At 68.1% G+C, this 12,580-nt stretch carries 10 protein-coding genes; 3 read left to right on the top strand and 7 right to left on the bottom strand.

The genetic code is table 11. From position 1 onward, the window contains the following. Positions 1 to 160: 160 nt before the first annotated feature. The 5 genes from rodA to K2Y03_RS12725 are packed head-to-tail and all read right to left on the bottom strand — an operon-like array spanning position 161 to position 5,788. On the bottom strand, positions 161 to 1,276 hold the full coding sequence (gene rodA / locus K2Y03_RS12705) for a rod shape-determining protein RodA (protein WP_294091135.1): 1,116 nt from the start codon (positions 1,274 to 1,276) through the stop codon (positions 161 to 163). After that, positions 1,273 to 3,351: a penicillin-binding protein 2 gene (mrdA, locus tag K2Y03_RS12710; RefSeq protein WP_294091136.1), complete on the bottom strand. Its 2,079-nt coding sequence runs from the start codon at positions 3,349 to 3,351 to the stop codon at positions 1,273 to 1,275. Before mrdA ends, rodA begins: the two co-directional genes overlap by 4 nt. Then, positions 3,348 to 3,857: a rod shape-determining protein MreD gene (gene mreD, locus K2Y03_RS12715; RefSeq protein WP_294091137.1), complete on the bottom strand. Its 510-nt coding sequence runs from the start codon at positions 3,855 to 3,857 to the stop codon at positions 3,348 to 3,350. Before mreD ends, mrdA begins: the two co-directional genes overlap by 4 nt. Further along, positions 3,857 to 4,720 carry a rod shape-determining protein MreC gene (mreC, locus tag K2Y03_RS12720; RefSeq protein ID WP_294091138.1) on the bottom strand — a complete coding sequence of 288 codons (864 nt, stop codon included), beginning with the start codon at positions 4,718 to 4,720 and terminating at the stop codon, positions 3,857 to 3,859. The genes mreD and mreC overlap by 1 nt, the downstream gene beginning before the upstream one ends. A gap of 24 nt (positions 4,721 to 4,744) precedes the next feature. After that, on the bottom strand, positions 4,745 to 5,788 hold the full coding sequence (locus K2Y03_RS12725; protein ID WP_294091140.1) for a rod shape-determining protein: 1,044 nt from the start codon (positions 5,786 to 5,788) through the stop codon (positions 4,745 to 4,747). Between the two features lie 149 nt (positions 5,789 to 5,937). On the opposite strand from K2Y03_RS12725, the gene mutL reads away from it, so the two are divergent. Then, entirely contained in the window at positions 5,938 to 7,734 is a 1,797-nt protein-coding gene (gene mutL, locus K2Y03_RS12730) for a DNA mismatch repair endonuclease MutL (protein ID WP_294091141.1), read from the top strand. 2 nt (positions 7,735 to 7,736) lie between these two features. On the opposite strand, the gene K2Y03_RS12735 is transcribed toward mutL, so the two are convergent. Next, positions 7,737 to 8,432 carry an SDR family NAD(P)-dependent oxidoreductase gene (locus K2Y03_RS12735; protein WP_294091145.1) on the bottom strand — a complete coding sequence of 232 codons (696 nt, stop codon included), beginning with the start codon at positions 8,430 to 8,432 and terminating at the stop codon, positions 7,737 to 7,739. A 207-nt stretch (positions 8,433 to 8,639) separates the two neighbouring features. On the opposite strand from K2Y03_RS12735, the gene K2Y03_RS12740 reads away from it, so the two are divergent. After that, on the top strand, positions 8,640 to 9,971 hold the full coding sequence (locus K2Y03_RS12740) for a hypothetical protein (RefSeq protein ID WP_294091142.1): 1,332 nt from the start codon (positions 8,640 to 8,642) through the stop codon (positions 9,969 to 9,971). Positions 9,972 to 10,048: 77 nt separating this feature from the next. Here the strand turns inward: K2Y03_RS12740 and K2Y03_RS12745 are convergent, their stop codons facing one another. After that, positions 10,049 to 10,516, bottom strand: coding sequence for an Lrp/AsnC family transcriptional regulator (locus K2Y03_RS12745; RefSeq protein WP_294091143.1), 468 nt, complete (start codon positions 10,514 to 10,516; stop codon positions 10,049 to 10,051). Between the two features lie 204 nt (positions 10,517 to 10,720). Between K2Y03_RS12745 and K2Y03_RS12750 the strand changes: the two genes are divergently transcribed. After that, positions 10,721 to 12,568, top strand: coding sequence for a HAMP domain-containing sensor histidine kinase (locus K2Y03_RS12750; protein ID WP_294091144.1), 1,848 nt, complete (start codon positions 10,721 to 10,723; stop codon positions 12,566 to 12,568). Positions 12,569 to 12,580 lie beyond the last annotated feature (12 nt).

The following is a 12,580-nucleotide window of genomic DNA, read 5'->3' on the forward strand; positions in this document are numbered from 1 at the left end:
ACGCACTTGGGCTCGAACCAAGGACCCGCTGATTAAGAGTCAGCTGCTCTACCAACTGAGCTATGCGTCCATGCCGGGCGGGGCGCCAGGGCGCGTTGCCGATCGGAAGCGGGCCGTTAGCAGCCGTGTCGGGCGCGTGCAAGCGGTTTTTGGACGCTGCTCAGAAGCGCACGACGCTGCGGTTCTGTCGCTCGATCGACATCAGGATGCCCAGACACAGCATGATCGTCATCTGGGCCGAGCCGCCATTGCTGATCAGCGGGAGCGGCACGCCGACCACCGGCGCCAGGCCCATCACCATCGCCATGTTGATCGAGAAATAGAAGAAGATCGTGGTGCTGAGCGCCGCGGCGGTCAGCTTGGAGAACCGGCTCTGCGCGCGTGCGGCGACGGAAAGGCCCCAGCGCAGCAGCAGGAAGAAGGCGCCGAGCAGCACAAGGCCGCCAATCAGCCCCCATTCCTCCATCATCGTGGCGAGCGCGAAATCGGTGTGGCCTTCCGGCAGATATTGCAGGTGGCTCTGCGTGCCGTGCAGGAAGCCCTTGCCCCAGATGCCGCCGGAGCCGATCGCGATCTTCGACTGGCTGATGTGATAGCCGGTGCCGAGCGGGTCGTTCTCGGGATTGAGGAAGGTGAGCACCCGGTTGCGCTGATAATCGTGGAGCAGGAAGTTCACCGCCAGCGGCACCGCTGCGCCCAGCGCGAGCGCACCGCCGATGAACAGGCGCAGCGGAACCCCGGCCAGAAACATCACCGTCACCCCGCTGGCAGCGATCATCATGGCGGTGCCCAGGTCGGGCTGCTTCAATACCAGCAGCGCAGGAATGCCGATCAGCGTGGCGGCAGGCCAGATCGCCGAAAAGCGGCGCGTTTCGTTGGGGGGGAGCATGTCATAGAAGCGCGCGCAGGCAAGCACGATGGCCAGCTTCATCAGTTCCGACGGCTGAAGGCGGATGAGCCCCAGGTCGATCCAGCGCTGGCTACCGCCGCGCACGGCACCCGCCGCCTCAACGATCACCAGCAGCACGACCAGCAACGCATAGAGCGGGAGCGACAGCGCCATCCAGCGATCCTCGCGCACGCGCGACAGCAGGATCGCCATCGCCATGAAGCCGAACAGCCTGATACCCTGGGGCAGAGCATAGGGTCTGATGCTGCCGCCCGCAGCCGAATAGAGCACCAGCAGACCAAAGCAGCCGATACCGAGCACCAGCAGAATGATCCGCCACGGCAGTTGCGCCAGTGGCGCCGGAACGAAGCTGCCCGGCGCGCTCATGGTTCGTTCCGTGCTTCGGTCGATTCGGCCGCGACGCCGCCATCGGCACTGTTGCCCAGCGTCGCGGCGGCCGCATTGCTGGCGGCGGAGGCGGCGTTGACAGCTTGCGACTCTGTCGCTGCGGCGGCGTTCATCTCGGTTGCCTGGCCTTGCGCGTTGGCGGCCATGGCGGCGCGGAAGCTGGTTGCTTCGGCGGCCATGCGTGTGGCGATGTCGCCGCCCCAGCCGGGTTCCACCTCGGCAAGCGCGGCAAGCGCGCGATCCTTGTCGAACAGATATGTCATGATGTCGCGCGCGGTCAGCGGTGTGTCCTGCGCGCGGTTCACATGGCCATTATGCTCCAGCACCATGCCCATCGCGTAACGCGGCTTGTCGGCCGGCGCGAAACAGATGAACAGCGCATGGTCGCGCAGCTTGAAGGGCAGGGCGGCATTGCCCAGCACGCCGCGCGCACGCTCCGCCATGGTGATGCGGCGCACCTGCGCGGTGCCGGTCTTGGCGGCCAGTTCGATACCGGGCAGGTTCAGCCGTGCAGAACCGGCGGTGCCGCCGCCGTTCACCACTGCGTGCATTGCCGCGCGCACGGTTGCGAAATGGTCGGGGTCCACCTGAAGCGGTGCCGGGCGAGGGGTGTTGCCATCCATGAACAGCCGCGGCTCGATGTGCAGGCCGGAGGCAAGGCGGGCGGCGGCGACCGCCAGCTGCATCGGGTTGGCGAGCACATAGCCCTGGCCGATCGACGCGTTGAGCGAGTCGGCGACTGTCCAGTTTTCCTTGTATTTCTTCAGCTTCCACGTGCTGTCCGGCACGGTGCCGTAGCGCTGGCTGGCGAAGGGCAGCTCGAACTTCTGGCCCATGCCCAGCGTCTTCAGCATCGGGGCGAACCGGTCATAGCCCAGCCGCCGCGCCATCTCGTAGAAATAGATGTCGCAACTCTGGGCGACTGCGCCCTTCAGATCGATCGCGCCATGGCCGCGCCGTTTGTGGCAGTGGAACACGCCCGAACCGACGCGCAGCGCACCTGAACACACCACCCGATCATTGGGGCTGATGCCGGCATGGAGCAGCGCCAGCGCGTTCATCGGCTTGACGGTGGAGCCCGGGGGGTAAAGCCCCTGCAGCGTCTTGTTCATCAGCGGCACATGGTCGTTGTCCGACAGCATGCGCCATTCCCATTTGCTGATCCCGTCGGAAAAGCTGTTGGGGTCATAGGCGGGCATCGACACCATCGCCAGCACGTCGCCCGTCTGGCAGTCGATCACCACGGCCGACCCGGAATTGGTGCCCAGCCGGCGCGCTGCATATTCCTGCAGCCCGGCATCGATGGTGAGCCGCACCGTCTGCCCCGGCACGTCGGCACGCGCGGCAAGTTCGCGCACCAGCTTGCCGTGCGCGGTCACTTCCACCCGCTTGGCGCCAGCGGTGCCGCGCAGCCGTTGTTCCAGTGTCTTTTCGATGCCGTCCTTGCCCACCTTGAAGCCGGGGGTCACATAGAGCGGGTCCTTGGTCGCGCGGTACTGGTCGGCGGACGGGATGCCGACATAGCCGGTCAGGTGCGCGACTGCTGCGCCGAGCGGATAGTTGCGCGAATAGCCCCGGGTTGGGGCAACGCCCGGCAGTTCGGGCAGGCGCACGCTGATCGCGGCAAACTGCTCCCAGGCCAGATTGTCGGCCACTTCCACCGGCTGAAACCCGGCCGCGCCCTTCAGATCGAGCCGGATGCGCTCCACATCTTCCGGTTTGAGCGACAGGATGTTCGCCAGCAGGCCCAGCACCCGGTCGGGGTCGCGCAGCCGGTCACGGATGATGTCGACGCGGAAATCGGTGCGGTTGTTGGCAATCGGCGTGTTGTGCCGGTCCATGATCCAGCCCCGCCGCGGCGGCACCATGGTCAGGTTCACGCGGTTGCTTTCCGCAAGCATTTCGTATCGGGCATTTTCCGCGATCGACAGCCAGCCCATCCGCCCGGCCAGCACCACGCCGACCGCCGCCTGCCCCAGACCCAGCGCCACCGTGCGGCGGCTGAAGCTGAAATTCTGGGCGGCCTCGGTAACGATCTTGGTCTGGCGGTTCATGCCGAAATCCGTTCTCGGTCGAGCCAGGCGACGAGCTGGGCGACGAGCGGATAAAGCATGATCGAAACCAGAATTTGCAGCAAGAGCAGGGTATCGACATGTGCGCCAAGTGGAGTCGCGAATAGCCGGCCCGCGATCAGGCTGGCACCAACCGCGCCGGCGCCGAGCAACCAGTCCTGCCAGAAATCGCGCGTCATCAGCCGCTGGTCGAGCAGGTCGATCGTCAGAAAGCTGACCGTCCACAACAGCATCGCGCTGCCCAACGGCTGGCCGCTCAGCAGATCGTCGAACAGCCCCAGCAGCAGCGGCGCCCAGATCGGCAGCGCATCCACCCTGGCCAGCCGCCAGCCGACCAGCATCAACAGGCCAAAGGGCGGCAGAAACGGAAAAGCTGCAATCACTGGTAACAGCGTGACCAGCGAGCCCGCCATCACCGAAAGTGCCGGCTGCACCGTTTCGATCAGCGGTGTCGGCTCCGGATCAAAAGGGCCGCGCACCCGCGCCATCATTGCGTATCCGGTTGCTGGGCGAGCGGCTGAAAGCTCTGGCTGACCAGCGCGAAATCGAGCGTGTCGGTGGCGGCGAAGGCGCGTGCCTGCGCCGTGTCCCGCCCGCGCCCGACCACGCGCGCCACGGGGATGTTGGGCGGATAGATGCCGCCGACGCCCGAGGTGACGAAGACGTCGCCGGGCGCCAGCCGGGCATCGGCAATGTCGATCGCGCGGATTTCGATCAAGCCGTCGCCACGCCCTGCGGCAATCGCCGGCAATCCGTCGCGCACCCGCCGCACCGGCACCACGCTTTCGGCGTCCGCAATCAGTAGCACGCGCGCGTTGTTCGGCCCGGCCTCCAGAATGCGGCCGACCAGCCCGTCGGCACCCTGCACCGGCTGCCCTGGCTTCACCCCCTGGCGCCAGCCGGCGTTCAGCACCGCAAAGCGCCGCGTGCTCGACGCCGTCGAGCTGACCAGCCGGGCAGTGGCGACGGTGCCGGTCTGCCCCTCGCGCAGCGCCAGCAATCGCTTCAGCCGCTTGTTTTCATGCATGATGCCAAGCGCCCGCATCGTCATCGCGCGATCAGCGGCGATCTGGGCGCGGAGCGCGGCGTTGCGCTGCTTGAGGCCGAAATAGTCGGCCACGCCCTGCGGCACGCTGGCGATGGCGCCGGTGATGCCGGCCAGGCCGGAAGACATTGGCGTCGTCACTTCGCCGGCCGCTGCACGGATCGATGCAAAGCTGCGCGGGTCGAAAATCGACACGGCGAGCAGCAGGGCAGCCACCATGGTCCCGGCGACTGCAAGCACATAGCCGGCGAACTGCCCATATTGGGCGCGCCGCGAATAGCCCGGACGACGTGGCCGCGATGCCACCGCTTAAGCCTCCTTACGCCGGGGTCATGCGCTCTGCAGCACGCCGCGGAACACGGGATCCTCAAGCGCGCGGCCGGTGCCGACCGCGACGCAGGTGAGCGGGTCTTCGGCAATCGTCACCGGCAGGCCGGTCTCGTCGCGCAGCACCTCGTCAATGCCGGACAGCAGCGCGCCGCCGCCGGTCAGCACGATGCCCTGGTCGACAATGTCGGCGGCCAGTTCGGGCGCGGTGTTTTCCAGCGCGATCCGCACGCCCTCGACAATGGTGCCCACGGGTTCCGACAGCGCCTCGGCAATCTGGCCCTGGTTGATCTGGATTTCCTTGGGCACGCCGTTCACCAGATCGCGGCCCTTGATGTGGATGGTCTTGCCGATGCCGTCGAGCGGCGCTTTGGCAACGCCCACTTCCTGCTTGATCCGCTCGGCCGTCGACTCGCCGATCAGCAGATTGTGGTTGCGGCGGACATAGGAAACGATCGCTTCGTCCATCTTGTCGCCACCAACCCGGACCGAGGTGGTATAGGCCAGCCCGCGCAGCGAGAGCACGGCAACCTCGGTGGTGCCGCCGCCGATATCGACCACCATGCTGCCGATCGGTTCGGTCACCGGCATGTCGGCACCGATTGCTGCCGCCATCGGCTCCTCGATCAGCCAGACCTGGCTGGCGCCGGCGTTCTGCGCGGCGTCGCGAATGGCGCGGCGTTCGACGCTGGTCGATCCCGACGGCACGCAGATGACGATCTGCGGCCAGCGCATGAAGCGGCGCTGGCCGTGCACCTTGCGGATGAAATGCTTGATCATCTGCTCGGCCACGTCGATGTCGGCGATCACCCCGTCGCGGAGCGGGCGGATGGCCTGGATGCTTTCGGGCGTCTTGCCCATCATCAGCTTGGCGTCGTCGCCGACCGCCTTCACCGTCTTGACACCGTTGACCGTCTCGATCGCAACCACCGACGGCTCGTTGAGCACGATGCCCCGGCCGCGCAGATAAACCACCGTGTTCGCGGTGCCGAGATCGATCGCCATGTCGTGCGACATCAAATTGAAGAACCGCGAAAAGAAAGCCATTTACAGTCCCGTCCAATACAGGGCGCAGGAAACGCCCGTCGGTTCGCGCTTGATCCGCCCCCGACCGGCTATGCCAGTCAAAGCTAGCCGCCTCGGCTGATGATCGATGCGGGTCGCGGAATGCCGCCGCTTGGGCTAGAGACGCAGGCATGTCAATACGCCGCCTCCCCCAACATGTCGTCAATCGCATTGCCGCGGGCGAGGTGGTGGAGCGCCCGGCAAGCGCGCTGAAGGAGCTGGTGGAAAACGCGATCGACGCCGGCGCCCGGCGCATCGACATCGCGCTGGGCGACGGGGGCACCGCGCTGATCGAGGTGAGCGATGACGGCGTGGGCATGGCGCCCGCCGAAATGGCCCTGGCGCTGGAGCGGCATGCAACGTCGAAGCTGCCCGAAAACCTGCTGGCTGACGGCGCCATTCAGTCGGTTGAGACGCTCGGTTTCCGGGGCGAGGCGCTGCCCTCGATCGCCAGCGTCGCTCGGCTGACGCTGGAGAGCCGGGTGCGCGGCGTGGAAGGCTGGCGCCGCACCGTCGATAATGGCGCGCTGGTGGAGGAGGGGCCGGCCGGCCTGCCGCCGGGCACGCGGGTGCGGGTGGCAGACCTGTTCGCCCGGGTGCCGGCGCGGCGCAAGTTCCTGCGCAGTGCGCGGGCCGAATATGCCGCCTGCCTGGACGCGGTGCGGCGGCTGGCGATGGCGCGGCCCGATATCGGCTTTCAGCTGCGCCATGACGGGCGGCTGGTGCTGAACGCGCCGCCCGATATCGACCGGCCGGCGCGGGTGGCGGCGCTGACCGACCGGGCGCTGGTCGACAACAGCGTGATCGTGGCGCTGGAGCGTGACGGCGTCCAGATCGCCGGGGTTGCCGGATTGCCGACGTTCAATCGGGGCATTGCCGACCACCAATATCTGTTCGTCAACGGCCGCCCGGTGAAGGACCGGCTGCTGGCCGGCGCAGTGCGGGGGGCCTATGCCGATGTGCTGGCGAGGGACCGGCACGCGGTGGTCGCGCTGTTCCTGGAGGTGCCGGGCAGCGAGGTTGACGTGAACGTCCACCCCGCCAAGACCGAGGTGCGCTTTCGGGATCCGGCGCTGGTGCGCGGGCTGATCGTCTCCGGCCTGAAGCGCGCGCTGGATGCTGCCGGGCACAGGAGCGCGCAGGCGCCGGCCGCTGCCGCCTGGGCGCTGTGGCAGCGTGAAGGGGAGGGGGCGCAAGCGGCGCCACCGCTCGCGCAATCACCGGCCGGCTATCGCCCGCATGGCTGGTCGCCGGGACTGGCGCTGAATGATCGCCAGCCGGGTTTCCTGGCCGAGCTGCCCCAGGCGCTGGCGGAGGCAGCGCTTGCCCCGCTGCCCGAGCCGGCGCGCCATCCGCTGGGCGTGGCTCGGGGGCAGGTGGCGCAGACCTATATTGTGGCCGAGGCCGAGGACGGGCTGGTCATCGTCGACCAGCACGCCGCGCATGAGCGGCTGGTGCTGGAGCGGATGCGGCGCGGGCTGGCCGATGGCGGCGTGGCCGCACAGGCATTGCTGCTGCCCGAAGTGGTTGACCTAGACGAGCCGGCCTGCGACCGGCTGGAGGCGCGGCGCGACGAGCTGGCGCGGCTGGGGCTGGAGCTGGAGCGGTTCGGCACCGCTGCGGTCATCGTGCGGGCAGTGCCAGCGGTGCTGGCGCGCGGCAATGTCGCCGCGCTGGTGACCGACCTGGCCGACGACCTTGCCGCGCATGACGCGACACTGAGCCTCAACGAGCGGCTGGACCATGTCGCGGCGACGATGGCGTGCCACCATTCGGTGCGCGCGGGCCGGGTGCTGTCGGTTGCCGAGATGAACGCGCTGCTGCGCGAAATGGAGGCGACGCCGCATTCGGGGCAGTGCAATCACGGCCGCCCGACCTGGGTGAAGCTGCAGATGGCCGATGTCGAAAAGCTGTTCGGCCGGCGCTGAGTTCAGGGCGCGATTTCGGCGCCGTCCCAGCCGAACAGCTTGCCGCTGTCGGGCGCTTTCAGCCCGTCGATCACGTCGAGCAGCTGCACCGCCGCGCGATCGGGCTTGAACAGCTGGTCGGGGCGGACGCCGCCCTGGAAGGGCTGCGACAGCGGCGTGTCGACGGTGCCGGGGTGCAGGCCGACAATGATCGACTGCGGGTTGCGGCGCTTGTCCTCGATGGCCAGCGTGCGGATCAGCTGGTTGAGCGCTGCCTTCGCCGCGCGATAGCCATACCAGCCGCCCAACCGGTTGTCGCTGATGCTGCCGACCCGTGCGGAAAGTGCGGCGAACACGGTGCGGCCCTGGCGCGGCATCACCGGCAGGAAATGCTTGGCGACCAGCGCCGGGCCGATCGCGTTCACCGCATATTGGCGGGCGAGCCAGTCGGCATCGAGTGCCTTCATCGCGCGTTCCGGGCCGAGGTCGCCGGCATGGAGCAGGCCGGTTGCCACCAGCACCAGCGTGACCGGCGGGCCGGCGGCGACCCGAGCGGCGGCAGCGGCGATGCTGCCCTCGTCGAGCAGGTCGAGATGGTCGGCCCCGGCACTGCTGCGGGCGAATAAGTAGAGCGTCTCGTGGATAGCTTCATCGGCGATTGCGCGGGCAAGCGCCGCGCCGATGCCACCGCCCGCGCCGATCACCACGGCGGCGGTCATGACAGCGTTATCAGCGAGCAGGAACGGGCCATAGCGCGCTGCCCATGGCGCAAAACGGCCCACATCGCCAGCGTTCAATGCCGGTTCAGCGTGTCCGCGCCAAATCGCCGCGACGGTCGCTTGAACGGGCGTGGCGCCCGTCCTATGCAGGCGCCATCACATCCGAGCAGGGGCTCAACCCCGGTTAATGAACAGGAGTTTTGGGAGATGATGAAGTCCAAGGGCGCCGCCCGCCTTGCCACGCTGTTGCTCGGCGCAGGGCTGATCGCGCTGCCGGCCGCCGCGCCGGCGCAGAAGAAGAAGGACGGCAAGGACCAGCCGCCGCCGATCCAGCTGAGCGATGCGTTCCGCAAGGTGGCCGAACCGGCGCAGAAGGCGCTGGGCGAGAAGAACTATACCGCCGCCGAACCGCTGGTCGCGCAGATGGAGCAGGTCGCCAAGAATCCGGATGAAATCTATCTGGCGCAGGTGTTCCGCTTCCGCGTGGTCGAGGGGGCGCTAGTGCAGCGGGCGGCTGGCAATCAGGCCGTCTATATTCAGGGTGAAGCCGCGCTGGTCGGCCCGCTCGACGCGCTGATCGCCAACCCCAAGCTCGACAAGGCCAATCTGCCGGCCTTCCTCTACAAGCGCGGGCAGATCGAATACAGCGCCAAGCGCTACAAGGAGGCGATCAGCTTCTTCGAGCGCGCGCGCGATGCCGGATCGACCGAGCGCGGCATTCTGCTCAACATCGCCTCCGCCCGCGCCGAAATGGGCGACCCCGTCGGCGCGACCCGCGAGATTCGCGCGGCGATCGACCGTGAAAAGGCCGCCGGTGTGCAGGCCGATCAGGCCTGGTACCGCTATGCGCTGGGCCAGTTGAACAAGGCCAAGCAGTATGAAGTGTGGAAGGAATGGGCGCGGCTCTATCTGGCCGATTATCCCACCCGCAAGAACTGGCGCGCGGTGCTGCTCGACTATCGCTTCAACACCGGCAATGCCCAGGCGTTCGACAAGCGCATGAAGGTGGACATGTGGCGGCTGCTGCGTGTCAACAAGGCGCTGGCTGACCAGATCGATTATGCCGAACTGGCCGAAGACCTGTTCGACGTCGGTCTGGCGGTGGAAGCCAAGTCGGTGATCGATGAGGGCCGCGCCGCCGGCAAGATTCCGGCCAGCTTTGCGCCCGCCAACTCGCTTTATGGCGACGCCACCCGCCAGATTGCGGTGGACGGCCCGCTCGAGGCGTCTGCCAAGCGCGCGGCTGCGGCGGCAACCGGTGTGCCGGCGGCCGCCACCGCCGACGCCTATCTGGGCACGGGCGACTATGCCAAGGCAATCGAGCTCTACAAGCTTGCGCTGACCAAGGGCGGCGTGAAGGTTGACGAGGTCAACACCCATCTGGGGATGGCGCAGGCGCTGGCGGGCGACAAGGCCGCTGCCAAGGCGACCTTGGCGCTGGTGAAGGCCGGCCCGCGGGGCGACATTGCCGCCTTCTGGACGGTGTGGCTGGACCAGAAGACGCCGACCGTGGACGACACCGCCGCCGGCGGCAACTGACGCACGGCATGCCAAAAAAGGGGGCGCTGCGCCACGAAGCGCGGCGCCCCTTTTTCATGGGCCGGTGCCGCCCGGCATCAGTCGACGGCGACAGGAATGCCCGGCAATTCCTTGGTGGTGCGGATGGTGAGCGAGGTCTTGACGCTCGCCACATTGGGCGCGGTGGTCAGCCGGGTGGTGAGAATTTCCTGAAACGCCTTCAGGTCGGTGGCGACAATCTTCAGGATGAAGTCGATCTCGCCGTTCAGCATGTGGCATTCGCGCACTTCGGCAATGCTATCGACATGCGCCTCGAACGCGGCCAGATCCGCCTCGGCCTGGCTTTTCAGCGAGACCATTGCGAACACGGTGATCGTATAACCCAGGTGCGCCGGGTCGAGCGCGGCGTGATAGCCGCGGATCGCGCCCTGCTCCTCCAGCGCACGCACGCGGCGCAGGCAGGGGGGCGCCGTCAGCCCCACCTTTTCGGCCAGGTCGACATTGGTCATCCGTCCGTCCGCTTGCAGCAGGTCCATTATTTGCCGGTCGATCCGGTCAAAGGCCATGTTTCACCCTTTGGCTGTTTCAGGTTGCAGTTTTATGGATATTTTCGGCACGCCCACGCGCTATGATCTATAATATAATTACGGCCAAGCGCAATTGTCCCACTATGTGACGTACCAAAAAGAGCAGTTCCCCATCGCCGCTGGGTGCGGTTAAGGAATCGTTACCGCGTCGCGTTTGCGGCGGTGCGGGCGAGGTAACGGAACGTGCGGTTTAACGATAGCCTGGAAACGGTGCTTGCCGCGGACCTGTCTACGGGGTTCGGCGCGCAGCTCGCGTGGCGGCAGATCGTCGATCTGGTCGGTCGCGGCCGCGCGCCCGTTTCCGACAAGGTCATCGCCACGCTGCGCGCCATCCGTCCGCGCGTGGCACCGGCGATTCGCGCGGCATCGGTGCGCTCGCTGGGTGGTGCCCAGCCGCCGGCGGCATTGGTGGGCCTGCTGGCGGAGGAGCCGGGCAATGTCGCCGCCCCGCTGCTGCGTTCGGCGCGGCTGACCGATGCCGAATGGATCGCGCTGATGCCGCGCCTGTCGCCTCAGGCGCGCGCGGTGCTGCGCCACCGGCGTGACCTGAACGGCGCAGTGCGGCGGGCGCTGGCCAGCTATGGCCCGGTCGATTTCGTGCTGCCGGCGAGCGAAGAGGCACAGGCCGCCGCCCGTGCCGCGGTTGCCGCGCAGGTAAAGGCGCTGAAACCCGCCGACTGGCGCAGTTTGCTGAACGACCTGGAAAGCGAGGCGGCCGAACCCGCGCTGCAGGCCGCACCAATGCCGGTCGCCGTGCCCGATGCACCGCTGGAAGAGGTGCTGGCCGAGGTGCCGCCGGTGCCGGCGCCCGAGCCCGGCTTCGCACCAATTGCCCAGGTGGCCGCCACGCTGCCGGTAATGCAGCAAGCGCTGCAGCAGCAGGCCGCCGCGCCGCCGGAACCAACGCCGACCGGGCCGTTCGAGATTGCCGACATCGTCGCGCGGATCGATGCCTTCCAGCGCCAGCGCGAGGCGGCACCGGTGATGGCCGCGCCGGCGGCGGCGCCCGCGCCCTTGAGCTTCCGCTTCGAAACCGATGCGCGCGGCATCATCCGCTGGGCCGACGGGGTGGAGCGCGGCGCGGTGATCGGCATTTCGCTGGAATATGGCGCAGGCGCCGCCGCCGCCGTCGATGGCGTGGTCAGCGGTGCGTTCCGCCGGCGCGCGCGGTTCGACAGTGCCCGGCTGGTGATTACCGGCCAGTCCGATGCCGCCGGCGACTGGCGCCTGTCGGGCGTGCCGGTGTTCGATCCGTCGACCGGCCGCTTCACCGGCTATCGCGGTGCTGCCCGCCGCCCGCGCGCGGACGAGCGGGCCGAGCCGGGTGCGGGTGCGGCGCGGATCGATTCGCTGCGCCAGCTCGTCCACGAACTGCGCACGCCCACCACCGCGATTGCGGGCTTTGCCGAAATGATCGAGGGGCAGATGATCGGCCCGGTGCCCGCCCCCTACCGCGTCTATGCCCAGACGATCATTGACCAGGCCCGCGCGCTGCTGGGCGCAATCGACGATCTGGACACTGCCGCCCGGATCGAGCGCGGGGCGCTGGAACTGCGCCCGGCCGATGTCGCACTGGCGCCGCTGATCACGCGGGTGCTCGCTGATCTCGCGCCGCTCGCCCGGCTGCGTGGGGCGAGCACCGAGCTGTCGCGCGCCGACTCGGTTGCGGTGCGGGGCGACGACCGCGCGATCGAGCGGCTGGTCGCGCGCCTGCTCGCGGCACTGGTGTCGGTGGCGGGGGCGGGCGAAGTGCTCAGCATCTCGGCCGGGCGCGAAGGCGAGGAGGCCGTGCTGCGCGCCACCCGCCCGCGCGGCTTTGTGATTACCGCCGGCGACGAGCTGCCTGCCGAGGCCGAGCGCGAGGCAGAGACCGCCGCCGGTGCCCCGCTGCTGGGCCTGGGCTTTGCCATCCGCCTGGTGCGCAACCTGGCGCGCGAGCTGAACGGCAGCCTGGCCGTTGACGACGCGCGCTTGACTTTGCGCCTGCCCGCCGCCTTTGCTGAACCGATGGGGCAAGCGTCGATCAACTGACCGTGGGGCGAA

Origin of the sequence: Sphingomonas sp., from assembly GCF_019746015.1 — a bacterium.
Classification (GTDB): domain Bacteria; phylum Pseudomonadota; class Alphaproteobacteria; order Sphingomonadales; family Sphingomonadaceae; genus Sphingomonas.

Excerpts from the sequence above, each read along its gene's own strand:
- mutL (WP_294091141.1), top strand. The coding sequence starts at position 5,938 with ATGTCAATACGCCGCCTCCCCCAACATGTCGTCAATCGCATTGCCGCG.
- K2Y03_RS12740 (WP_294091142.1), top strand. The coding sequence starts at position 8,640 with ATGATGAAGTCCAAGGGCGCCGCCCGCCTTGCCACGCTGTTGCTCGGC.
- K2Y03_RS12725 (WP_294091140.1), bottom strand. The coding sequence starts at position 5,788 with ATGGCTTTCTTTTCGCGGTTCTTCAATTTGATGTCGCACGACATGGCG.
- mrdA (WP_294091136.1), bottom strand. The coding sequence starts at position 3,351 with ATGAACCGCCAGACCAAGATCGTTACCGAGGCCGCCCAGAATTTCAGC.
- K2Y03_RS12745 (WP_294091143.1), bottom strand. The coding sequence starts at position 10,516 with ATGGCCTTTGACCGGATCGACCGGCAAATAATGGACCTGCTGCAAGCG.
- K2Y03_RS12735 (WP_294091145.1), bottom strand. The coding sequence starts at position 8,432 with ATGACCGCCGCCGTGGTGATCGGCGCGGGCGGTGGCATCGGCGCGGCG.
- rodA (WP_294091135.1), bottom strand. The coding sequence starts at position 1,276 with ATGAGCGCGCCGGGCAGCTTCGTTCCGGCGCCACTGGCGCAACTGCCG.
- mreD (WP_294091137.1), bottom strand. The coding sequence starts at position 3,857 with ATGGCGCGGGTGCGCGGCCCTTTTGATCCGGAGCCGACACCGCTGATC.